The sequence below is a fragment of the Enterococcus sp. DIV1090 genome (assembly GCF_050537975.1).
In the GTDB taxonomy this organism is placed as follows: domain Bacteria; phylum Bacillota; class Bacilli; order Lactobacillales; family Enterococcaceae; genus Enterococcus; species Enterococcus faecalis.
The window spans coordinates 2,031,523-2,053,835 of record NZ_CP172917.1; the positions used below are offsets into that span (position 1 = coordinate 2,031,523).

A 22,313-nucleotide genomic window follows, 5' to 3' on the forward strand; every position below is an offset into this window, starting at 1 on the left:
TGACACTCGTTTCTGTTATTGATTATTTTCAAAATAAAACATTAACACGCCTGCTGCGATAGCGACATTCAATGATTCCGCTTGACCTTTCATTGGAATATAAAGATTTTTCGTGGTTTCTGCTAACAATTCTGGCGAAACCCCGCTACCTTCATTGCCTAAAATCAACGCATAATTTTCCACTGCCTCTTGTTCATAATAAGCAATCGCAGCTTCATTTAGTTCTGTACCGAAAACTGGTAGACCTTGCTTCTTGAATGCCTGAACCACTTCAGTCAACTCTCGTTGGAGAACTGGTAAATGATAGTGGCTTCCCTGCATTGAGCGCAACACTTTTGTATTGTAAATATCTGCTGTGCCCTTACCTAAAATCACGCCTGCTAAACCTGCTGCATCAGCTGTGCGAATCATCGTACCAACATTACCAGGGTCTTGGATATTATCTAAAAGTAACCAACCACCTTTAAAAGAAAGCGACTGCTCTTGTTGCGTTTCCAAGGTGACAATTGCCAAAATCCCTTGTGAAGTTGGCAACTCCGACAAGCTATTTAAAACCTCATCACTTACAAAAATTAATTTTTCTGTTTCTTGTTCAGCTAACCAAGTTCCCCATTCTTGTTGACCTCTTTGGTTAAACAAAATCCACTGGACATCGGCATTGGCCTTCACAGCTTCTTCAACTAAATGAAATCCTTCTATTATATATTGGTTCAGTTCTTCTCGGTACTTCTTTTTGTGTAATTTTTTCCATTCTTTTAATTGGTTATTTTTCGTTGATGTAATTTCTTTCATAAGTCACCTCGCCTTTGTATTATAGCATGCTTCTAGCTTGCTTGGATACTTGCTAGAACCAAGAAAAATCGCTATCATAAAGAAAAAAGCAAAGGAAGTGTCTCTCATGGAAAAACTAAGAATGAATGTACAAGGACGTGTCCAAGGTGTTGGCTTCCGCTACATGACAAAAATGGTGGCAGATCAATTAGGTGTCACTGGTTCGGTGAAGAACGAAGACGACGGGTCCGTTTCAATCACAGCAATTGCACCTGAAGACATAATGGAAACATTTATCAAAAAAATCAAAGATTCCCCCAGTCCAGCGGGACGTGTAACGTATGTTGATATTCAAGAAGACCCTTTGTTAGAAGAAACGGAACAATTTAAAGTGATTCAATAAACTTACTTTCTAACGATTGATTTCTTTGGAAAGAAGCCTTGAACAGCAAGTAGTTCCTGCTTTTTATTGATTTTTGTAAGAGCTTCTTTTCGATTTTGATTGAAAAAGAGCGCTGTTTCAAGTATAGTTAACCATGTAAAAATTTTTTAGAAAAGGACCGAATTACATGCGTAAATTAAACCGATGGCTTTACGGCTCTGGCTTACTATTTTTAGTAATGTTTTTATCAGGCTGTGTGAAAACAGGAGCAGATGGACAACCAACTGGTGAAGGTTTTGTCTATAACTTCCTTGTTTTACCGATGAGTAATGCAATTACTTATCTTGTCGATAACTTTAATTGGAACTATGGTTGGGCGATTATTTTTATCACCATTATTGTACGGATCATTATTTTACCGTTAGGCTTACATCAATCGAAAAAAAGCTTTATCCAAACGGAAAAAATGCAAGCAATCAAACCCCAAGTGGATGTTGCACAAGCAAAAATGAAACAAGCAAGTACGCGTGAAGAGCAAATGGCCGCACAAGCAGAACTACAAAAGATTTATAAAGAAAACAATGTGAGTATGGTTGGCGGAATTGGTTGTTTGCCTTTATTAATTCAAATGCCTATTTTCTCTTCTCTGTTCTTTGCTGCTCGTTATACAAAAGGTATTGCCACGGCAAGCTTCTTAGGAATGAATTTAGGGCAACCAAATATGATTTTAGTGGCATTAGCTGGTTTAGCCTATTTAGCTCAAGGTTATATTTCAATGATTGGTATTCCTGAAGAACAAAAGAAAACAATGAAATCAATGCTGATTGTTTCACCATTAATGATTGTTTTCATGTCCTTTAGCTCACCTGCAGGCGTAGCGCTTTACTGGGTAGTTGGTGGTATTTTCACATGTATTCAATCTGCCATCACAAATATCCTCTTACGTCCAAGAATTAAAAAACAAGTACAAGAAGAATTGAAAAATAACCCACCAAAACAAGTGGTTACTCCTATTAAGGATGTGACACCAAAAGAAACAAACAAAGCAACGCAAAAAACGAACCAACCAAAAGCAAACGGCAATAAAGGTCGCAATGCTGGAAAACAAAAACGTAAATAAAAAAAGGATCGCCTCTAAACGGCGATCCTTTTTTTACTTCAATTCTTTCCCAGTCATCTCTTCAATAGTTCGAATAGACTTTGGACCAAAGCCATGCAACGAAAGTAACGCTTTTCGGCCTCGTGCGTAGAGTTCATCCACACTGTTGATTTTTTCATTCGTTAGCGCACGAACAGCTGGCTTTGATAATTGTGTTAAAATTTGTTCAAATGTTGTTTCTAGCATGCTGTCGGTTCCTCCTTAGCGGTCGAAAAACAGCGCTTTTTATTTTACAATTAATAAATCTAGGCTAGCAATTGATAACGCCATTTTAGCAATTTGCATTAATTGTTTTAATCGGTTTTGTTTGACTTTTTCATCCTCAACCATAACCATCGTTTCATTGAAGTACGCATCAATTAACGGACGTAGATTTACTAATGCTTCATAGTTTTCTGCAATCGTGCGTGTCGCAAAAGCTTCAGATAAATCGTTAACCGCTTGATACAGTTCATTTTCTGCCTTATTTTCAAACAGACTTGGATCAATCCCTTCTTCAGTATCACCTAAAAGTTCTTGACCTTTTTTCGCTAAATTAATAACACGCGTTAAGGCTTCCATTGATGGTTTAAAATCTTGATCTTCAAAACGGCTTTTTAAAATATTCGCTGAAGCAAATAATTTCGATAAATCGGCTTGCTCAGCAGACACCACTGCATCGATAATGTCATGGCGAACATTTTTCGTCATTAATAATTGACGTAAGCGAGCTTTCACAAATTCAACGACTTCTGCTTGTCCTTCGTTTAGTAAAACGCCATATTTCTCAACATCTTGATTCACTGCTTCATCAACTTCTGTTTGTAATTGAACTAATGGGAAGGTCCAGCCTTTATCTTCAATAATTCGGATAACGCCATAGGTTTGACGACGAAGTGCATAAGGATCGTTAGAACCTGTTGGAATCATACCAACTGAGAAGAATGAAAAGACGCTGTCAAGCTTATCGGCTAAGGCTAAAACAGCCCCGATTGCTGTTTCTGGCAATTCACCTTCACTGGAAGTTGGTAGATAATGTTCTCGAATCGCCGTTGCTACGGCTGGTTTTTCGCCTTGTAATAAGGCATATTTTTCTCCCATAATTCCTTGTAATTCTGGGAATTCACCAACCATATTTGTTACTAAGTCAAATTTATAAATTTCAGAGGCACGTTTTAAATCTTCCAATTCCTCCTCAGATAAGCCAACTTTTCGACCAATGATTTGTGCAATTAGAGCAACCCGTTGCATTTTTTCATAAATTGAGCCAATCTTTTCATGGAAAGTCACATTTTTTAGTTTTTCAACACATGCTTCAATCGTTAATTTTTTATCTTCATTATAAAAGAATTCTGCATCTTCTAAACGAGCAATTAACACTTTTTCATTTCCTTTAATCACGTTTTCAAGGTGAACATTATCCCCATTGCGAACAGCGATAAAATGCGGCATTAATAAGCCTTGGTCGTTACGAACTTCAAAGTAACGTTGGTGTTCTTTCATAGAAGTCACTAATACTTCATCTGGAACAGATAAATATTTTTCATCAAAACTGCCTACAAATGCAGTTGGATATTCCACTAAATTCGTAACTTCTTCCAATAACTCTTCATCTAAAGCTAACTGCCAATTTTTTTCTGCAGCGAGAGCGTTCGCTTGATCAACAATCATTTGTTTCCGTTCATTCGGTTGAACCACTACAAATTGTTCTTTTAATTTTGCTTCATATTCATTAGCATGTTGGAACGTCACATCGTCTCCCAAGAAACGGTGGCCACGAGAAGTTTGCCCTGTTGTCACGTCTAACACTTTGAAAGGAATTACTTCATCATCAAGTAGTGCCACAATCCAGTGAATTGGACGAATATATTCGAAATCATAGTTTGCCCAGTGCATTGTTACCGGGAAAGTTAGACTTGTAATCACGTCATTTAATTTTGTTAATACCTCTTTGGCACTTTGGCCTTTGGTAAACTTCGTCACATAGACATATTCGACACCATTTAATTCTTTGAAAACAATGTCCTCAGTTGTAACTCCTTGGCCGCGTACAAAACCTTGTGCAGCTTTTGACCAATTTCCTTCAGCATCTAAAGCAATCTTTTTCGCTGGACCTTTTACTTCTTCTTCAACATCCGCTTGTTTTTCAGGAATCGCAGTTACTTTCACGGCTAAACGACGAGGTGTGGCAAAGGATTGCACTGTTTCATAGTCTAAATGATGTTCATCTAAAAATTTGATTACTTTTTCTTCAAGTTGGATACGGCTTGGTGTGACAACATGTGCGGGCATTTCTTCTAAGCCAATTTCTAATAATAAATCTTTTGCCATGTTATTCTGCCTCCTTGGATACGTGTTGGTCTTTATTTAATAATGGGAACCCTAATTTTTCACGTTCAGCCACAAAAATTTTCGCTACGGAACGAGCCATATTCCGAATGCGGGCTAAATATCCTGCACGTTCCGTTACAGAGACAGCACCGCGAGCATCTAATAAATTGAATGTATGGCTACATTTTAAAATATAATCATAGGCTGGATGAACTAAACTTTCTTCAATACAGCGTTTAGCTTCTTTTTCAAATTTGTCAAAGTTTTCTAAAAGCATTTCTTGGTTACTAATTTCAAAGGAATATTTTGAATGTTCATATTCAGGTTGCACAAAAATTTCACCATATTTAACGCCTTGTGTCCATTCTAGATCATAGACACTTTCGACTTCTTGGATATATGATGCCAAGCGTTCTAACCCGTAAGTAATTTCAGAAGTGACAGGATGACATTGTAAGCCGCCAACTTGTTGGAAATACGTAAATTGGGTAATTTCCATGCCATCTAACCAAACTTCCCAACCTAAACCAGCACAGCCCATTGAAGGATTTTCCCAGTTATCTTCTACAAAACGAATGTCATGTTCTAATGGATCAATTCCTAATAATTTCAAACTTTCTAGATAAAGTTCTTGGATATTTTCAGGAGAAGGCTTCATTACAACTTGGAATTGATGATGTTGGTATAGACGGTTCGGATTTTCACCATAGCGTCCATCAGCTGGACGACGAGAAGGTTCTACGTAGGCAGCATTCCATGGTTCAGGTCCAATGGCACGTAAAAACGTGTAAGGACTCATGGTGCCGGCTCCCTTTTCTGTATCATAGGCTTGCATTAACATACAGCCATTAGATGACCAAAATTTTTGTAAAGTTAAAATCATTTCTTGTACGGTTAACTTGTTTTTCATTGTTTTCCTCCTTGGAATATTTTTTATAGACATAGGGATTGGCTTTGCTTCGGGAATGTAAATTTAAAAAGGGCTACAGAGAAACAATTTTGTAGAATGGGATAATTTTTATGCTGTTCATCATCTACTCTGTCGCCTTTGCGCCAATTGAGCTTTTTTGAATAAACGTTACTATTTTTTCTTTTGGTGTTAACTGTTTGCTTTTTTTTATTCGGTTACAACGTTCCCTTTGGTCACCTTGTGCTGTTCCACATCTGCTCTGACACTTTGTGTCAGTCGCAGTGAGGAACATGCAAAAAGTCCCCATGCCTATTAATAGACATAGGGACGAATAATTATCGCGGTTCCACCCTACTTCCGATGTGTTCATCGGCAGCTTCGTTTGTCGTACTCCAAAGTGCCTTTCAAAAGTTCCGTGTTTCTGGCTCCCACTCTCCCAGATTCGCTTAACAGAGGGTTCTTTTTACTTCTCTTTTTCTTCGTACGTATTTAACTTCTCTATCATAATACGGTGTCTGAGGGAAGTTGTCAAATTTTTTTTAGAAAAACGTCTGCTTGTTTATGTTTATTTTTCTTCCTTCTTTCGTGGCGGAATTTTTAACGTATTTTCCCACGTTTTCATTTGATCAATAAATTTTTTACTTTTTAAGTGCAAACCAACATATTCATCGTATAACATATCAATCGTTTCTCGAATACTCTTCTTAGTTTCTTCTTTTACTTGAATGTTTTGGACTTTTTCATAGGAGACTTGCGCAAATAAGCGAATAAAATGAATTGCTCTAGGATCTGCATGGTAGCGCTGTTCATCTAAATGCCAATGTTTTTCACAAAGCACACCGCTATACTTTGAAGAGTAGTCAAATTTCCCTTGTGTTTCGCCACAAGCCACACAATGATGCCATTCTGGTCGTACACCAAACCGTTCTAACAATTGAATTTCAAAAATATTTGTAATGATTTCCGGATCTTTTTGCTCATTTAAAGCGGATAATGCCATGTGGGTAAATTGAAATAAGTTCGGATCATAGTGCTGATCTTCAATTGCTGCATCGACTAAGTTTAAAATATATGTTCCATATGCGTTAATAAATATGTCTTGTTGAATGTTTCGAAAAGGTTGAACTTCTTTGCTGCTATTGAGAAAAGATAAGCCTTCTTCTCTAAAATTTCCGATGTAGACGGCTTCTGTAAATGGCAGAATCGCTGGCAAAAGAGGATTATTTTTTCGATGCGCGCCTTTCACAAAAAACATCAATTTTCCATAGGATTCTGTAAAAATTTTGACGAGTTTATCCTTCTCTTTAAAATCCTTCGTAAATAAAATAATGCCTTTGGTCTCCCCTAATGCCATTCAATTCACTTCCATTTCTTATGTAAATTAGTGTAGTGTTTGGAAAGTTCGTTTATACACTCGCTTCCCAAACACTACTTTCTTAATATTCTTCTTTGCGATAACCAAAATCTTGTAAATAGATTTTTTTGTCACGCCAGTCTTTTTGGACTTTTACCCACAGCTCCAAATACACTTTGTCATCTAATAAATATTCAATATCTTGACGCGCCTTGGTACCAATTTGTTTCAGCATTTTTCCGCCTTTGCCAATAATGATACCTTTTTGACTGTCCCGTTCCACAATAATGGTTGCTTGGACATGGACTTTATCGTTTTCATCCCGTTTCATTGAGTCCACAACGACAGCGACAGAATGAGGAATCTCATCTCTTGTTAAAAGTAACACCTTTTCACGAATTAATTCAGAAACGATAAAATATTCTGGATGATCCGTAATTTGGTCATCAGGGAAATATTGTGGTCCTTCTGGCATTTGCTCAACGAGAACATCCATCAAATGCTCAAAATTATTTCCTTCAGTGGCAGAAATGGGAATAATTTCTTTAAAGTCCATTTGTTTCGAATAGTCTTCAATAATACTCAATAAATCATCTGGATGGACTTTGTCAATTTTATTAATAATCAAGTAGACTGGACTATTATTATTTTTCAATCGTTCAATAATAAAGTCGTCACCTTTCCCGCGTTTTTGATCAGCACTTACCATGAATAAAGTAGCATCTACTTCACGCATCGCATTATAGGCACTTTCCACCATGAAATCGCCTAAGCGGTGTTTAGGTTTGTGAATCCCTGGAGTATCGATAAAAACAATTTGTGCTTCAGGAATTGTATAAATTCCTTGAATCTTATTACGAGTTGTTTGTGCTTTGTCACTCATAATTGCAATTTTTTGGCCGACAATTCGATTTAACAATGTTGATTTTCCAACATTTGGTCTGCCGACAATGGCTACAAAACCAGATTTATGTTCAGTTGTCATTGTATTTCTCCTCTTATTTCCACATTTGAATGATTTGTAAAATTTTTGGTACAAATAGAATTAGTCCTACTAGCACTGCGAAACCGGCTGTTAATAAAACAGCTCCTGCGGCCATGTCTTTAACTTTTTTTCCGATTGGATGAAAGTGAAAATCCGTAAACATATCTACGACATTTTCAAAAATTGTGTTGATAATTTCTGCCAACCAGACAAGAAAAACGGCCAATAACAACCACAGCCATTCAGCAAGTGTTAAGGAAAACAAGAAACCAAACACAATGGCCGTGACACCAAACGCCACATGTTTGCGCATATTACGTTCTTCTCGAAAAACTGTTTTGATTCCTTGCCAAGCAAATTCTAATGAATTAATAAAATGTTTATTTTTTCCTGTTTGCTCATCTTTTAAGGCCATACGCATCTAAAATCTCTTTCTGTAAACCAAACATTTCTTTTTCATCTTCAGGTTCCATATGATCGTACCCATTCAAATGTAAAAAGCCATGTACTGCCAAAAAGCCCATTTCTCGTTCCAATGTGTGCCCATATTCAACTGCTTGTTCTGCTGCTCGCTCTGTTGAAATAATTAAATCACCTAGATTACGTGGTAGCTCTGCCAACTCTTCATCATCAAAAATAATTGGCAATTCGTCTTCCCCTTCATCCTCTAAAGCAAAACTGATGACATCTGTAGGCATATCTTTGCCCCGATAGTCACGATTAATCACTTGGATACCTGCGTTATCTGTAAAAGTCACCGACATCTCCGTATCTTCGGCAATTTCTAGAAAACCCGCTGCAAATTGCAGCAAGTTTTCGATTTCTTTGATTTCTTCTGTTGGTACTTTCTCGGTTTCATCAATGAAAGTAATATCCATTAGTCATCTCTCTTTTCTTGTTCATCTTTCATTTCTTCTGCTTCAGCTTTCATTTTTGGATACTTAATCCGTGAATGGAAGGTACTGCACAATCCATTAATTAATGATTTTTCAATGATGCGAATCTCTTTCATCGTTAACCCGCATTCATCTAATTGGCCATCTGAAATTCTATCTTGAATCACATTATGCACAAAGGCTTGAATTTTTTCGTTGGTGGGATGATCCATCGCCCGCACAGCAGCCTCACAGGTATCAGCAATACTCACAATCCCTGCTTCTCGTGTTTGTGGACGTGGCCCAGGATAACGGAAGTCGGATTCTTTAATTTCAGGATTGCGTTCTTTTGCTTTCACATAGAAAAATTTCATCAATGTTGTGCCATGATGTTGTCGACAAATGTCAATCACCATTTGCGGCATATTGTACTCTTCTAAAATTTTGGCGCCATCAATTACGTGGCCAAAAATAATTTGTTTACTATCTTCTGGTAATAAAAAGTTATGTGGATTTTCTGCACCAGCAGGTAAGTTTTCCACAAAGAAATTGGCGTGTTTAATTTTACCAATGTCATGGTAATAACAAGCAACTCGTGTTAATAGCGACCGCCCGCCAATCTCAGCAACAGCGTTAGCGCTCAAACTAGCCACCATCATGCTATGATGATAGGTACCTGGCGCTTCTTCTAACAGTTGTTTTAACAACGGATGGTTCGGATTACTTAATTCATTCAAGACAATCATACTATCATCGGTCACTAATAATTCGATATACGGATGCAAGCCCATTGTTGCTAAAAATGAAAGTACCGTTCCTGCACTTGCACAAATTAAAGCTGTCCACGTTTTACCATCTGTTAAACTCATCCCTTGATAAATCATTAAGACAACCGCCATGAAAACAGGAAAGACCACTACCCACATTAAAGCTGGGAAAACTTGCTCACTCATCCGTTTTCGTTTAACAACTGTTGCTAGAAATCCTGAGAATAAGTACATAATCAGAATAACCGTCAACGAGTTTGTGCCAATAGAATTATAAAAGATAAATAACGCAAAAACGACTTGGAAAATGGCAGCGATTATCCCTGAACGACGATTCACAAAATGATTTAGAATCAGCGGCGCAAAGGCTGCTGGATAGAACAAGGGAATATACATCAACTGCTCTGTTTGGAAAATCTGGAAGAATTTCATTAAAATAACACTGATTAGCATAGCACCCGTGTAAAAGATAATAAACGAGCGTTGTCGCCAAGGCTCAGTCACTTGTTTTGTAAAGAAAATCAACACTTCAACTTGAAGTAAAATAGCTAATGCTAATGCCACCATCGGAAAAATAGACGTATTTTGACTAGTCATTCCTAGTAACTCAAGTTTTTCGACCGCTTTTGCATCAATTTGAGTACCTTCACGAACAATAATTTCGCCTTGATAAATCATTGCGGGTTGAACAGCATTCATCGCTTTTTGGCGTAGCTCTTCTGTTCGTTTTTCATTGGCAATATCGTTTACCACAATCCCTTGGTTAACAATGTAACGAATGACTTGTTGCATGGTACTCGTAATGTCTAAGTATTGAATTTTACCGTTAGCTTCTTGGCGAATTTTATCCAAATCAGATTCTCGAACGTGATTTTGCATCGCATCATCCACCAACATCAAACTTTCTGAACGAACCTTATCTAATTGCTCAGAGGTTAATGTAAAGATTGTTTGATAAAAAACATTAGGAAAACTTTGATAAAACGTAACTTCATCTTGCGGTAAAGATTCAAACAATGACTTTAAGCTAGCTACTCGTTCTTCCACGGTCGGCGCAGGAATCGTTTCTTCCTTTTTGGCCTTCGCTTGCTTGTTGCTATACTCTTTGTCTACTTTTTCATTCGCAGAATCAATCAATTTAAATAATTTATCAATACGATTATGTTGGACAGATGCCGTATCTTCTTGATAAATATATTCGGGTGTGACAGCTTCTGCTGCCAATTTTTTTCTTTGTTCTGTTTCGTAGGTATTCTCGATATTTTTATTTGCACGAATAGTTTTCTCGGCCAGTTGACCTTCTTTAATTTCTACTCTTTTCTGATGGACACTGCCAAACATAATCATAAATAAAAGAAGAGAAAAAACGGCTAATAAAATAGGTAAATAGGCTTTACCTAAACGATCCCCTAACTTTGTAAGTACTTTTTTCAAAAGGTACTTTCACTCCTTCCCTAACTGCTTAGGAATGCTTTTGTTGTTCTTTTTCATAGGCTTGAATAATTTGTGCTACAACCGGATGACGCACAACGTCACTGGCTTCAAAATTTACAAAGGCAATTTTTTCAATGTCTTTTAACGTACGCTCGGCGTTAACTAAACCACTTGTTACACCACGTGGCAAGTCAATCTGACTAGTATCTCCATTAACAATCATTTTTGAACTAAACCCTAAACGAGTTAAAAACATTTTCATTTGGGCAACCGTGGTATTTTGTGCTTCATCTAAAATGACAAAAGCATCATCCAATGTACGACCACGCATATAAGCAAGCGGGGCAATTTCAATAACGCCGCGTTCCATTAAACGATTTGTATGATCCATACCAAAAATTTGATACAAAGCATCGTAAACTGGACGTAAATAAGGATCGACTTTTTCTTTTAAGTCACCTGGTAAAAAGCCCAAGCTTTCGCCAGCTTCCACCGCTGGACGAGTTAAAATAATTTTTTGTACTTCGCCTTTTTTTAAAGCTGCTACTGCCATCACCACGGCTAAAAAGGTTTTTCCTGTCCCTGCAGGTCCCACCCCGAAAATGACGTCATGAGTTTTAACTGCATCGATATATTTTTTTTGACCAACATTCTTAATTCGGATGGCCCGACCATGATGGTCCTTCATAATTTCTTCTTCATACATGGCAATAAACGCCTCTAAATTTCCAGCTTTGGCCATTTTTAAAGCAGAAACGACATCTGGCGTATGCACTTTGATGCCTCGTTGAATTAATGTTTGTAGCGCTCTTAACACGGAAGCGACTAACTCTACCTCTGATGATTCGCCAATTAACTGAATAACTTCGCCACGACTATTAATCGTTACGTGGGTATTCTCTTCTAAAAATTTGATATGTTTATCATGTGTTCCTAAAAGCATGTGTGCATCATCAGAATCAGTAAGTATTAATTCCAAAGATTTTGACTGATTATCTGTCAAAAAACGTCCATCTCCTTTATTATATAGTCCTTTACAATGATACCACATTCTTATCTGTTTAAAAAGAAGTCGTACCTGATTTGACTTTGAAAGTCAAAAAAGAGAAAACCGTAAAAAGCTACCGGTTTTCTCTTTGCATAAAAAAACTAGGACAGTATCCTGTCCTAGTTTCGATAACGCTCTTAGTTTTCTTGTAATAATTCTTTCACAATTGCGTTAACTTGGTTGCCATCGGCTTTGCCTTTGACTTTCGGCATCATAGCGCCCATCACTTTACCAAAATCTTTTGGTGAAGTGGCGCCAGTTTGCGTCATTACCTCTTGAACTAGTTGACGAATTTCTTCCTCCGTTAGTTGTTGAGGCATATATTTTTCAACAATTGCTATTTCAACTTTTACTTTTTCAACAAGATCGTCGCGTCCCGCCTTTTCAAACTCTGATAAAGAATCTTTTCTCTGTTTCATCTCACGAGACAATACAGTGAGTTCTTCTTCTCCGTTCAATTCACGGCCCGCTTTAATCTGATCATTTTGAATGGCAGTCTTTAACATACGAAGTACGGCTAAAGTTTCTTTGTCTTTAGCTTTCATCGCTGTTTTAATGTCGTCATTCAATGTGGTTAGCAATGACATACCACCAACTCCAATTCATTCAAAACTAGAATTTTTTACGTTTTCTAGCTGCTTCAGATTTTTTCTTACGCTTTACACTTGGTTTTTCGTAGAATTCACGTTTACGTGATTCTTGTAAAGTACCCGCTTTTGAAACGGAACGTTTGAAGCGACGAAGAGCATCATCAAGAGATTCGTTTTTACGAACGACTGTTTTTGACATGTTATTCCCTCCCTCCGAGCTTAAAAAGTAACCGTTTTTCTTATTTGTGGGAAAAACCCACAAATTAAAATACTGTCCTTGTTATATTATAGCTAAAGCATAAATAACCGTCAACCACTCTACTGATAAAATACGAAATTTTTGTTTGATTTTTCGTCTTATTCGCTATTTTTCGCAACAATCGGCACAACGACCAAGTATTTCAAAACGATGTCCTTCAATTGAACAACCTTTTAACTGTTCTTCAAAAAAATTCATCGGACACATGTGAATTTCTTCCGTTTTGCCACAAACCGTACAAATAAAGTGATGGTGATGTTCCACCTCTTGGCAACAACGGAAGCGAAACTTTTGTTCGCCATTTAATTCTGTTTTTTCCAGCAATTCTAAGCGCTCAAAGTCATGCAAGTTACGATAAACCGTATCATAACTGACTCCTTTAAAGGTTTCATTCATAAATTCATACACTTCACGTGCAGAAACATACCGATTTCGCTTAATCAAATAGCTCATCAGTAATTCTCGTTTTTTAGTATATTTTAATCCACTGGCTTTCATGGTTTCTAAGGCTTGTTCAATATTGGTTTTTACTGGTGCCATCGCCATTTCCTCCCTCACCAACCTAAATCAGAATCATTACGAAATAGATTCTGGACTTATGGTATAATAAAATTATTAAAAATGCAAGAAAGGACTTACCCTCTATGACTATTTCTGAAGAAAAAAAATGTGTGACGATTTTTGTCATCTCAGATTCTGCTGGCGAGACCGCTTCAAAATTGGCGGCTGCTTCAATGGCCCAGTACCCCACTGTTGATTTTACTTTGATTAGACGAACATTCGTTAAAGACGAAGATAAACTGGTGCAAGCGTTAGAAGATGCCAAAAAAGCAGAGGCCATGGTACTGCATACTATTATTAATGATCATCTCGTGGCGATTGCTAATCAATTTTTCAATGAGCATCAATTGTTCCATTTTGACATTTTGACACCACCAGTTGCGGAAATCGAACGATTAACAGGTGTCGCACCCATGCGAGAACCTGGTGCCTTACATCATCTGAATGAAAATTATTTTAAACGAATTGAAGCAATGGAATTTGCTGTCAAATATGACGATGGCAAGGACCCACGAGGCTTTTTAGAAGCGGATGTGTTACTTCTTGGCGTTTCCCGAACTTCTAAAACACCGCTAAGTCTCTTTTTAGCCAACAAGAACTTAAAAGTTGCTAATTTGCCACTAATTCCTGAAGCACATTTACCGAAACAATTATTCGAAATGGACCCTAAAAAAATTGTTGGCTTAACCAATGATCCCAATGTTTTAAACGGGATTCGTAAAGAACGAATGCGCGCATATGGATTGCCTGAAAATACTTCTTATTCAGATATTGAAAAAATTCGGCGAGAACTGGCTTTTGCTAATGATCTTTATCAAAAATTAGGTTGTATCGTTATTGATGTCGCTTCTCTTTCAATTGAAGAAACTGCCTCAATGATTCTTAATGCTTTGAACTTAGAAGATCATAGCTATTATTCCACGGAAACAGCCGAGGATTAAAAAAAACGAGAAAAAATCACTAGTGATTTTTTCTCGTTTTTTTTAAAAGACTTGAACGCCTTCTTGATCAATATTGAAAATTTGGATGCTCGCTTTGGTAGATAATTTCTCCAAACTTTGAACAATTTCGTTGGTTCGTTCTTCTGGCGACAAGATTAGCACAGTTGGACCAGCACCGCTTAAGAAAGAGCCATAAGCACCTCTTTGCTGAGTTAAACGACGAATTTCTTTTAAGTGAGGAACCAATGAACGACGATACGTTTCATGCCATTTATCTTGTTCCATCATTTTGCCTGCTAAAGGTAAATCCCCGTTTAAAATTGCGGCAATCATAACATTGGCAATTGAGCTGGCCGCGACCGCTTCTTTATAAGTCAATTTTTCGGGCAAAACAGCGCGACTTTTTTCGGTAAATAACGGTTCCTCTGGAATAAATGCAATGACATCACACATTGGAAAATGATGTTTGACATGGTAGACTTGGTTTTCTACATGGCTAGCCACCACGAAATCTCCTAAAATAGCAGGGGCAACATTATCCGGATGTCCTTCCATCTCTGTGGCCAAACGAACTTTTTCTTTAGGGGACAAATTTAAATGTGCTAGTCGGTTAGCTAATTCAATGCCTGCTACAATCACACTTGAGCTACTGCCTAGTCCTCTTGCAAGGGGAATGTCAGAAACCATCCGAATAACTTTTGGTGTTAATTCTGGTGCAATTTTCAATGCCGTTTGAATTAATAAATTCTCTTCATTAGTAGGAATCTCTTCTCCCAAAGTATGTTGAATTTCCCAAAATTCACTTTCACCTAAAACGTTGATTGTTAAATAAGCGGATAATGCAATGCCACATGAATCAAAGCCAGGTCCTAAGTTGGCACTAGTGGCAGGTACTCTTATTTTCATAGTGTTGCGACTCCTTTTCGTAAGTGCAGACGCATTTCTTCCACGTCACTCATTTTTGAAATAGCTACTTCTGTCTCCATTGCTGTATCAGGATCTTTCAGTCCGTTACCAGTAAAGACTGCCACGACGGTTTCACCTGCTTTGATTTTACCGCTTTTAACATGTTGAATAACTCCAGCTAATGAAGCAGCCGAACCAGGTTCAATGAAAACCCCATCTTGAGCAGCAATTTTTCGGTAAGCCGTTAAAATTTCTTGATCTGTCACGGCATCAATGAAACCACCGGATTCATCCCGTGCCTGTTCTGCTAGTTGCCAACTAGCAGGATTTCCAATCCGGATCGCTGTTGCCACGGTTTCAGGTTGCTCAATCACTTGGCCTTTCACGATCGCTGCGGCACCTTCTGCTTCAAAACCATGCATTCTTGGTAAAGTTGTTCCTTGTTTTTCATGCCATTCTTTAAAGCCTTTCCAGTAAGCGGAAATATTGCCGGCATTTCCAACTGGAATCGCTAAGACATCGGGCGCTTGACCTAATTGTTCACAAACTTCAAAAGCTGCTGTCTTTTGCCCTTCTAAGCGATAAGGATTCACTGAATTAACTAGCGCAACTGCCTCAGTTTTCGCAATCTCTCGCACCGCTTTTAATGCTTCATCAAAGTTACCTGGAATCGAAATAATGTCTGCCCCATACATAATAGCTTGCGCCAATTTTCCCAGTGCGATTTTCCCTTCTGGAATCACTACATACGCTTTAATGCCTGCTCTTGTGGCATACGCAGCAGCGGCGGCACTAGTATTTCCTGTAGAAGCACAAACAATCGCTTTGGCACCTTCTTCTACCGCTTTTGCTACAGCCATCACCATCCCGCGATCTTTGAATGAGCCGGTGGGATTTAAGCCTTCGTATTTTCCATATAATTGAATACCTAATTCTTTGGATAAATTAGGTAAAGGAATCAGTGGCGTATTTCCTTCGGCTAAAGAAATCATTGGTGTTTTTTCTGTTACGGGCAAATACGCTTGATACTGTTTTAACAAACCTTCATACATGTTTACTCATCTCCTATAACCTTCATTACATTTAATAACTGAAAGGCTTCCGTATTTTGAATAGCTGTCACAACTTGTTGCATTTGTGCTTTTGATATCTGGTGTGTAATGGCAACAATTCTTGCTCGCTGTCCATCTGATTTCTGTTGAACTAATTGATCAAAGCTGACTTCTGCTTTAGTCATTAATTGCGTCAACTGCAAAAATTGTCCTGGTGTATCTGGAACATCTAATGAAAAATAGTACTGTCCAAATACATTTTCGGAACTCGTCAATTGGGTTTTATGTTGATACGAATTGAACATATGGCCAGTCGTTGCCAAGCGAATGTTTTTAGCAATCGTAATTAAATCACTGACCACACTGGTTGCTGTCGGTTTAGCGCCAGCTCCTGGACCGTAATACATTGATTCCCCCACGCCTGCACTTTTTATAAATACTGCATTGTACTCATTCCGAACAGATGCAATAGGATGCTTTTGATTGACTAGCATAGGCGCCACTTCCACCGAGATACTATTCTCATTTTGTTCAGCAGAGCCAATCAATTTGATTTCATACCCCAGTTGTTTAGCCATGGCGACATCATCTAAAGACAATCCGCGAATTCCACGAATATCAACTTGTGGTAATGAAACATTCATCCCAAAAGCAAATTGACTTAAAATAACCATTTTATAGGCTGCGTCAATTCCATCGACATCATTTGTCGGATCCGCTTCAGCAAAGCCCAACGCTTGCGCTTCTGCTAAAGCTTCTTCATAACTTTTATCAGCAGAAACCATTTGCGTAAGCATATAATTCGTCGTACCGTTCACAATCCCTAAAACTTGTTGAATATTGTCTGCCGCTAAGCTATTAGCAATTGTTCTTAAAATAGGAATCCCGCCAGCAACACTTGCTTCGTAATATAAATCACAATGATGTTTTTGGGCTAACGCTACTAATTCACTCCCATGTTGCGCCAGTAAATCTTTATTGGCAGTCACAATATGTTTGCCCTTTTCTAAAGCTTTCATGATATACGTTTTGGCTGGTTCAATGGTTCCCATTAATTCCACAACGATTTGAATCTCTTTATCTTCTAAAATATCATCAATTGAAGTTGTTAAAGAAAGACCGTATTCTTCCGCTTGCGCTTGTTTCGTTTCAAGATTTCGGACAAATGCTTTTTCAATGACTACATTCATTCCTGTCACTTGTGAAATTTTCTCTTGATGTTCTTTCAAGAGAGTTAAAACGCCAGTGCCTACAGTCCCTAATCCTAGTAACCCGATCTTTAAGGTATCCTTCATTTTTACCTCCATCAACAGCGCTATTCTAGTTACGCTATTTTTTCCTACTTTTTATCGATGTTCAATATGCTCAAAGGTCTGATTTAAAATATCTATTACATGATGATCATCCAATGTATAAAAAATCGTTTTTCCTTCGCGACGTGCCTTGACAACCCGGCTATCTCTTAATAATTTTAGTTGATGAGAAACGGCGGACTGTTCCATTCCCAATTGTTCACTAATCGCCGTTACATTATGCTCGCCTTCTTTTAAAAGTAGCAAAATTCTTAAACGTGTTGGATCACTTAATACTTTATATAATTGACTTACTTGTTTGATTTCTTCCATTTGTTTCATTATAGTCGCCTCACTTTGCACTCATTATAACACAGAGTTTTTTAAAATAAGAACTGCGATTGTTCTTTCCTACGAAAAATATGGCACAAAGAAAGTTGGAAAAATGACAAACTTGTCGATTTTCCAACTTTCTTCATCTATTCGTGGTTGGCTTGCTGAACTGCATCCATCACGGCATAACGGAAGCCATTTTTTTCTAAAGCTACGACACCGCGAATCGTACTTCCTCCTGGAGAAGTCACTTCATCTTTCAATGCTCCTGGGTGTTTTTTCGTGTCTAAGGCTAAGGTCGCCGTTCCTTTTATCATTTGAGCGACAATTTCATAAGATAAGTCCCTTGGTAGCCCTTCTAAGACTGCTGCATCTCCCAATGCTTCCATAAAGATATCAACAAAAGCTGGACTGCAACCAGCCACAGTACCAAAAGTTTCCAGTTGTGCTTCACGAATTTCTTTGACTAACCCTAAAGTAGCAAGAAGTTCCATTACCAGGTCCTTCGTTTGGCCTTCAATTGTTGGTGCCAAGGCTACGCCAATCACGCCCTGATTCACGCTAACTGGTGTATTAGGAATGGCATGAACAACTTTGGCTTCTTTATTGCCAAGAGCCATTTGTGCTTCTTGTATGGTATGACCTGTTGCAACAGAAATCAATAGACTTTCGTTGGAAAAATGAGAGGCTAACTCCTGAAGGACAGGTAACACGACCTTTGCTCCTGTCGCAATAAAAATAACCTTACATTCTTGGAAAAGTGCATAATCTGTGACAAGTTGAAAGCCCCACTCTTTTTGAAGTGCTTCTGCTGTTCCACTTGAGCCGCCCTTCACATATAAATGTTCCTTCTTGACTGCCTCAGCTTTCAGTAATCCTTTAATCATAGCACCGCCCATACTGCCAGCACCGATAAAGCCAATTTTCATAGCATTCCCTCCTTAGTTAAATAAAGTGTTTGTGTCAAAAGCTAATTGACTTTTGACACAAACACTAACATTCGTACTTTTTTCCGTACAGCCTGTTTCGTTTATTTTATTTTGTTAATTCATTAACGACTGCTTCAAACGCAGCAATTTTTTCAGAAGCTTCTGAACTACTTGTTGCTTTTGTCGCTAGATAGAATTTAATTTTTGGTTCTGTTCCTGATGGTCGGATAGCAATCCAACTGCCATCTTCTAAATGATATTTCAGCACATCAGAAGGAGGCGTTTGTAATTGTTCTGTTTGACCATCTGCAAAAGTGCGTGTTAATTCTTTAAAATCTTCCGTTTGAGCAACTTGAATCCCGGCAAACTCAGTTGGCGCTTGTTCACGACATTTTGCCATTAAAGCTTTGATTTTACCGCTGCCTTCAATTCCGCTCATTGTTACGGAAATAGTTTTTTCTTCAAAGTAACCAAATTCTTCAAAGATATCTTGTAAGCCATCGTATAATGTTTTTCCTTGTTTTTTATAGAAAGCCGCTACTTCTGCTAATAAAACTAACGCTTGAATTGCATCTTTATCACGAACAAAAGGTTTCACTAAATAACCATAACTTTCTTCAAAACCAAACATAAACGTTTGACTGTGGTCTTCTTCGTATTGTTGAATTTTTTCAGCAATAAATTTGAAACCTGTTAAAACATTAAACATCTTCGTATTATATTTCTCAGCAATCGCTGTAGCAAGTTCACTAGAAACGATTGATTTTAGAACCGCAGCATTTTGAGGCAACGTGCCTGCTTGTTGATGGGCTTCTAAAATATAATGAATCATAATTGAACCTAATTGATTTCCTGTTAATACTTGGTAGTCTCCGTTTGGCATCCGCACAGCGGCACCTAAACGATCAGCATCTGGATCTGTTGCAATCAATAAATCAGCGCCTTCTTTTTCCCCTAAACGAATCGCGTATTCAAAAGCTGAATGTTCTTCAGGGTTTGGTGACTTAACTGTAGTAAAGTCAGGATCAGCAACGGCTTGCTCAGGTACTAAAACAAATTTTTCAAAACCGGCTTGTTTTAATGCCTTTTCTCCTAACATTTTCCCAGTTCCATGTAAGGGAGTGTAAACTAATTTTAATTCTTTACCCATTTCGTTAATTAATTCTTGATTAATCGTAACTGTTTTAATTTCTTTCAAATACGCATTATCGACTTCTTCACCAACAATGTTAATTAAACCGCTGTGGGCAACTTCTTCATCTGATAAGACATCAATTTTCAAAGGATTTTCGATACTACGAACATATTTAGTTAATGCATCTGCATCAGCTGGCGGCATTTGACCACCGTCTTCACCGTAGACTTTGTAACCATTATAGGCAGCTGGATTGTGAGAAGCCGTAATCATGATTCCCGCAAAAGCTTTAAAGTAACGGACCGCAAAAGATAATTCTGGTGTTGGTCGTAAGCTTTCAAACACAAAAGAAGGAATATCATGTTTAGCTAATGTTTTAGCTGCTTCCATTGCAAATTCTGGAGACATATGACGTGAATCATAGGCAATAGCTACACCGCGACGTTTTGTTTCAGGATCTTGCGTATCCATAAAACGTGCAAGTCCTTCTGTTGCTTGACGAACCGTAAAGATATTCATCCGATTAATACCGGCGCCTAAAATCCCGCGCATCCCGGCAGTCCCAAATTCTAATGGTGCGTAAAATGCATCTTCACATTTTTCAGGGTCTGTATTTAAGTCCTTTAATTCATTTTTTAAATTTTCTGGAATATTTTCTTCATTTAACCATTGTTGGTAAACTTGTTCCCAAGACATGGAAAACACCTCATTTGTTTTTTTGTTTTTACTTTTTAAGTATAGCATTGGATATTCGTTTAGAAAAGGGAAGTTGTAGCGTTTTCTCTCAGCAAATGATTTTTATAAGAAAAATCTTACTTAGTGTTCTATTTTTGTTTGTCTATTTTCAGAAAGTTGTCGTGTAATCCGTCCCATTCGCTCACAAAAAAGAGGCATTTCTTCTGGTGAAATTCGGGAACAGTTCAAACGAATACTTCCACGTTTTTCACTAAAAGCTACACTTGGTGCTACCAAAACACCTTCTCGTAAAAACACCTGCCACTCTTCTGGCTTAAGTGCCCCTTGACGCCAATGTGCCCATAAATAAAAGCCGCCTTTTACTGGCGAAACTTCCCATTCTGGCAACGATTTAAATACTTGATACACATCTGTTGCTCGTTGTTCCACTTGTTTATTTAATAACGTAATTTTTTCAGAAAAAGAAGGATCTTCAATCGCCATTTTAGCGAGCATCTGCGGAAAAATACTCAACGAAACATCCATCATTTTTCTGGCTTCTGCAATTTGTTTCGTCACGGAGGCGGGCGCACTTAACCAACCAATTTTCGTGGTCGAACCTAAAATTTTTGACAACGAACCGATATACAAGACATTGTCTGGATCTAATTTTTTTAAAGGAGGAATTTCTGTTTTCGGGATAAAACTTAGCTGCCCAAAAACATCATCTTCTAAAATAGGAACTTGATACGTTTGACAAACTTTCACGAGCTGTTCTCTTTTTCTTAAAGGCATCACTGTCCCAGTGGGATTTTGAAAGGAAGGATTAACCATAACCATTTTGATGCGATGTTGTCGGATTGTTTGTTCTAGCGCTTCAAGATCAATCCCTTCCTCTGTCATGGGCACACCAAATAAGCGCACACCAGCAGCTTGGAAAATTGGTAAGGCATAGAAGAAAGATGGATCTTCTACGGCAACACTATCTCCTTGTCTCAATAAAACTTGCAAAACTAAAAAAAGTGCTTGTTGCGCACCTGAAGTAAGCAATAAACTTTCACTTGGTAAATGAAGCTGATATTCCGTTGCTGTAATGGCTTGGATTTCTTTTCTTAACGGAAAATAACCTAATTCATCTTGTGCTTCCTCTTTTAAAAATTGTTTCCAATTTAATGCTGGAAAATCGAAACTGGGAATTAAGTCTAACGGCAACTCGCCTGTATACATATCTAAGTCAGTCGGCAAATTTTGTTTAGCTCGTAACTCAATCTCTGCCACCAAGGGATGAACTTGTTTGAACACATTTTGTTCTAAATAACGATGCCAATCCGTTCGTGGCGTCATCATTACCCCCCATTTTCCTTCGTTGACAATCGTTCCACTCCCTCTTTTTCGCACAATCCAGCCTAAGTCCACCAGTTCGTCTAATGCATGAACAACGGTTGAACGATTGACAGACAAGTACTCTGCCAGTTTACGTTCCGAAGGGATTTTTTCACCTGGTAATAATTCGCCTGTTTGAATCTTTTGAACAATCATTTCCATAATACTGCGATAAATGGGAACATTTTGTTCTTTTTTAAGTTGCCACATAGCAATCACCTCAACAATTGGATGAGTTAAAAGTAATCCAGTTTAATGCTTT

23 protein-coding genes are annotated in these 22,313 nt (G+C 37.9%); 3 read left to right on the forward strand and 20 right to left on the reverse strand.

From position 1 onward, the window contains the following. Positions 1-15: 15 nt before the first annotated feature. Positions 16-792: a TrmH family RNA methyltransferase gene (locus IGL48_RS09795; RefSeq protein ID WP_002356757.1), complete on the reverse strand. Its 777-nt coding sequence runs from the start codon at positions 790-792 to the stop codon at positions 16-18. Positions 793-898: 106 nt separating this feature from the next. On the opposite strand from IGL48_RS09795, the gene IGL48_RS09800 reads away from it, so the two are divergent. Next, complete coding sequence (locus tag IGL48_RS09800) at positions 899-1,174, forward strand: acylphosphatase (RefSeq protein WP_002356756.1); 276 nt, start codon at positions 899-901, stop codon at positions 1,172-1,174. Between the two features lie 166 nt (positions 1,175-1,340). Beyond that, positions 1,341-2,273: a membrane protein insertase YidC gene (yidC, locus tag IGL48_RS09805; RefSeq protein WP_002384232.1), complete on the forward strand. Its 933-nt coding sequence runs from the start codon at positions 1,341-1,343 to the stop codon at positions 2,271-2,273. A 33-nt stretch (positions 2,274-2,306) separates the two neighbouring features. Here the strand turns inward: yidC and IGL48_RS09810 are convergent, their stop codons facing one another. From IGL48_RS09810 to IGL48_RS09865, 12 genes are all read right to left on the reverse strand, one after another. Then, positions 2,307-2,498 (reverse strand): DNA-directed RNA polymerase subunit alpha C-terminal domain-containing protein, encoded by a 192-nt coding sequence (locus IGL48_RS09810; RefSeq protein WP_048949442.1) that lies wholly within the window; start codon positions 2,496-2,498, stop codon positions 2,307-2,309. A 39-nt stretch (positions 2,499-2,537) separates the two neighbouring features. Further along, positions 2,538-4,622, reverse strand: coding sequence for a glycine--tRNA ligase subunit beta (gene glyS, locus IGL48_RS09815; protein WP_048949443.1), 2,085 nt, complete (start codon positions 4,620-4,622; stop codon positions 2,538-2,540). A 1-nt stretch (position 4,623) separates the two neighbouring features. After that, positions 4,624-5,532 (reverse strand): glycine--tRNA ligase subunit alpha, encoded by a 909-nt coding sequence (gene glyQ, locus IGL48_RS09820; RefSeq protein WP_010706545.1) that lies wholly within the window; start codon positions 5,530-5,532, stop codon positions 4,624-4,626. 565 nt (positions 5,533-6,097) lie between these two features. Continuing rightward, positions 6,098-6,886: a DNA repair protein RecO gene (recO, locus tag IGL48_RS09825; protein ID WP_002356748.1), complete on the reverse strand. Its 789-nt coding sequence runs from the start codon at positions 6,884-6,886 to the stop codon at positions 6,098-6,100. Between the two features lie 82 nt (positions 6,887-6,968). Continuing rightward, positions 6,969-7,871 carry a GTPase Era gene (gene era, locus IGL48_RS09830; protein ID WP_002359745.1) on the reverse strand — a complete coding sequence of 301 codons (903 nt, stop codon included), beginning with the start codon at positions 7,869-7,871 and terminating at the stop codon, positions 6,969-6,971. A gap of 13 nt (positions 7,872-7,884) precedes the next feature. After that, positions 7,885-8,286: a diacylglycerol kinase family protein gene (locus tag IGL48_RS09835; protein ID WP_002382764.1), complete on the reverse strand. Its 402-nt coding sequence runs from the start codon at positions 8,284-8,286 to the stop codon at positions 7,885-7,887. Next, entirely contained in the window at positions 8,270-8,749 is a 480-nt protein-coding gene (gene ybeY / locus IGL48_RS09840; protein ID WP_002356745.1) for an rRNA maturation RNase YbeY, read from the reverse strand. Before ybeY ends, IGL48_RS09835 begins: the two co-directional genes overlap by 17 nt. Further along, entirely contained in the window at positions 8,749-10,947 is a 2,199-nt protein-coding gene (locus IGL48_RS09845) for an HD family phosphohydrolase (protein ID WP_282852647.1), read from the reverse strand. The genes ybeY and IGL48_RS09845 overlap by 1 nt, the downstream gene beginning before the upstream one ends. A 28-nt stretch (positions 10,948-10,975) precedes the next feature. Next, the gene (locus IGL48_RS09850) at positions 10,976-11,890 is read right to left on the reverse strand and encodes a PhoH family protein (protein ID WP_369810298.1); all 915 of its coding nucleotides are present in this window, start codon (positions 11,888-11,890) and stop codon (positions 10,976-10,978) included. A gap of 242 nt (positions 11,891-12,132) precedes the next feature. Then, a complete protein-coding gene (locus IGL48_RS09855; protein ID WP_002356741.1) occupies positions 12,133-12,582 on the reverse strand; it encodes a GatB/YqeY domain-containing protein in 450 nt (149 codons plus the stop codon). A gap of 25 nt (positions 12,583-12,607) precedes the next feature. Continuing rightward, positions 12,608-12,784 carry a 30S ribosomal protein S21 gene (gene rpsU, locus IGL48_RS09860; RefSeq protein WP_002356740.1) on the reverse strand — a complete coding sequence of 59 codons (177 nt, stop codon included), beginning with the start codon at positions 12,782-12,784 and terminating at the stop codon, positions 12,608-12,610. A gap of 165 nt (positions 12,785-12,949) precedes the next feature. Beyond that, positions 12,950-13,390, reverse strand: a complete 441-nt coding sequence (locus IGL48_RS09865) for a Fur family transcriptional regulator (RefSeq protein WP_002387080.1) — start codon at positions 13,388-13,390, stop codon at positions 12,950-12,952. 98 nt (positions 13,391-13,488) lie between these two features. On the opposite strand from IGL48_RS09865, the gene IGL48_RS09870 reads away from it, so the two are divergent. After that, a complete protein-coding gene (locus IGL48_RS09870; protein WP_002389973.1) occupies positions 13,489-14,346 on the forward strand; it encodes a pyruvate, water dikinase regulatory protein in 858 nt (285 codons plus the stop codon). Positions 14,347-14,388: 42 nt separating this feature from the next. Here the strand turns inward: IGL48_RS09870 and thrB are convergent, their stop codons facing one another. The 7 genes from thrB to IGL48_RS09905 all read right to left on the reverse strand — a co-directional run bounded on the left by thrB (position 14,389) and on the right by IGL48_RS09905 (position 22,261). Further along, positions 14,389-15,252 (reverse strand): homoserine kinase, encoded by an 864-nt coding sequence (gene thrB, locus IGL48_RS09875; protein ID WP_002364438.1) that lies wholly within the window; start codon positions 15,250-15,252, stop codon positions 14,389-14,391. Then, complete coding sequence (gene thrC, locus IGL48_RS09880) at positions 15,249-16,304, reverse strand: threonine synthase (RefSeq protein WP_002356733.1); 1,056 nt, start codon at positions 16,302-16,304, stop codon at positions 15,249-15,251. The genes thrB and thrC overlap by 4 nt, the downstream gene beginning before the upstream one ends. Positions 16,305-16,306: 2 nt before the next feature. After that, the gene (locus IGL48_RS09885; protein ID WP_002356731.1) at positions 16,307-17,599 is read right to left on the reverse strand and encodes a homoserine dehydrogenase; all 1,293 of its coding nucleotides are present in this window, start codon (positions 17,597-17,599) and stop codon (positions 16,307-16,309) included. A gap of 51 nt (positions 17,600-17,650) precedes the next feature. After that, the gene (locus IGL48_RS09890) at positions 17,651-17,959 is read right to left on the reverse strand and encodes an ArsR/SmtB family transcription factor (protein WP_002356730.1); all 309 of its coding nucleotides are present in this window, start codon (positions 17,957-17,959) and stop codon (positions 17,651-17,653) included. Positions 17,960-18,075: 116 nt separating this feature from the next. After that, a complete protein-coding gene (gene proC, locus IGL48_RS09895) occupies positions 18,076-18,858 on the reverse strand; it encodes a pyrroline-5-carboxylate reductase (RefSeq protein WP_002398031.1) in 783 nt (260 codons plus the stop codon). 106 nt (positions 18,859-18,964) lie between these two features. Then, positions 18,965-20,689 carry a phospho-sugar mutase gene (locus IGL48_RS09900; protein ID WP_002356727.1) on the reverse strand — a complete coding sequence of 575 codons (1,725 nt, stop codon included), beginning with the start codon at positions 20,687-20,689 and terminating at the stop codon, positions 18,965-18,967. 120 nt (positions 20,690-20,809) lie between these two features. Next, positions 20,810-22,261 (reverse strand): PLP-dependent aminotransferase family protein, encoded by a 1,452-nt coding sequence (locus tag IGL48_RS09905; protein WP_048949444.1) that lies wholly within the window; start codon positions 22,259-22,261, stop codon positions 20,810-20,812. Positions 22,262-22,313 lie beyond the last annotated feature (52 nt).